Source organism: Kitasatospora sp. NPDC054768, from assembly GCF_053612025.1.
Window position 1 is genome coordinate 1 of the sequence record NZ_JBSHBN010000347.1, and the last position, 1,439, is coordinate 1,439.

2 protein-coding genes are annotated in these 1,439 nt (G+C 69.8%); both read right to left on the reverse strand.

The window, feature by feature from the left end:
* Positions 1 to 210: transposase family protein (locus ACWGKU_RS41035; protein WP_452191841.1), on the reverse strand; the 210-nt coding region annotated here is incomplete at its 3' end.
* Positions 211 to 321: 111 nt separating this feature from the next.
* A partial coding sequence (locus tag ACWGKU_RS41040; protein WP_452191842.1) for an ISL3 family transposase occupies positions 322 to 1,439 on the reverse strand: 1,118 nt, incomplete at its 5' end.

Sequence of the window (1,439 nt, forward strand, 5' to 3'; positions counted from 1 at the left end):
CGCGGACCACTGGCCGATGGCCGCGTACGAGCGTGCGCCGGCGACCACCGCAGAGGCAGCGACCAGCAGCACCGCCACGAACGGGTGACGCACCCCTCGACGCCGACGCGGATCCGGCAGCAGTCGCAACCGCTCCACCAGCGACAATCCCGCCACGCTGTCCAGAGCGGGCGACTTGATCAGGCAGACGGTGGCAGACTGGCGGCACATCGAAGCTCCGGTGGTGCGAGGCGACTTGGGAAGGTCACCCCCTTCAACCGGAGCTTCGATGCGTACGTGACGGATCGACTCCCGCCTCTCACCCCGTTATGACCTGCGGACTCATGCCCTAACCGGGACTTTGCAACAGCCCTGGGTGTTCAGGGCTGCGAGAACGGCTGCGTGGTCGCGTCGAATGCCGCCGGCCAGGGTGCGGAGTTCTGGTTGTCCGTCGAGGCGGACGTCGGCGAGCCAGACGTCGAGGGCCAGGTGCTCGCTGCGGCGTTCGCGGACCATGGTGGCCAAACGCCGGGCGTACTGGGTGGTCGTGGCCAGAGCCGGGTTGCGTTCGCACAGCTCGTCGAGGCACTTGCGTTCGGTGTCGTCGAGCCGCTCGGGTCGGCGCATGATCCAGTCGGTGACGCGGCGGACGGTCAGGTGGGGCAGCGGGGCCTGTACCGGGATCGCTCCGGTTCGGTAGAGCCGCAGATGGCGCTGAACGGTGTTGACGTCACCGCGGTAGCCCAGTTGCCGGATCTCGCGGGTGAGTGCGGAGGCGTTGGTGCAGCCTTCCATCCACCGGTGGTGCAAGTAGCGCCGGTAGTCGTCGATCACGCTGGGGCGGTGGGTCGCCGCGACGAGGAGTTGCTCCACATCGGCGGCTCGGGCGAAGCGCAGGACGGTGCCGCGGCTGAGGTGAAGTTCACGGGCGATGGCACGCAGGCTGTAGCCGCGCTCGATGCGTTCGTGGATCTGCTGGTGACGCTCGCGCGTGCGGGCGACCAGGGGACGCGGCCGGCCGTGGACGTCCAGCTCGTTCGAGCCGGCAGCCCCGGAACGGGGCATGTCATCCTGCTCTTCTCCGAGGGCGAGGGGTTCGCGCAGGTCGGCGCGGTGGCGGCCGACGACGCGCTCGACGGCCTCGGCGAGGTTGTGCAGCAAATGCCAGGCGTCGGCGACCTGTTGGGCCTGCGGCGCGCCTGTTCGGGCACCGTCGCGGAAGGATCCGGCGCGGTCGCGGCAGATCGTCCGTACTTCGGGGTGGTCGCGCAGCCAGGTGGCGAAGGTGTTCGCGGTGCGATCGGCCAGGACGTCGATCGGGCGGTGGGTGTCCATGTCCACGAGGACCGTCGCGTAGGTGCGATTACGGCGAACGGCGAACTCGTCCACTCCCAGACGCGGGACGAGGCCCGGCGACGGGACGGGCAGTGCGCGGATGAGACGGAGCAGGGTGTCCCGGC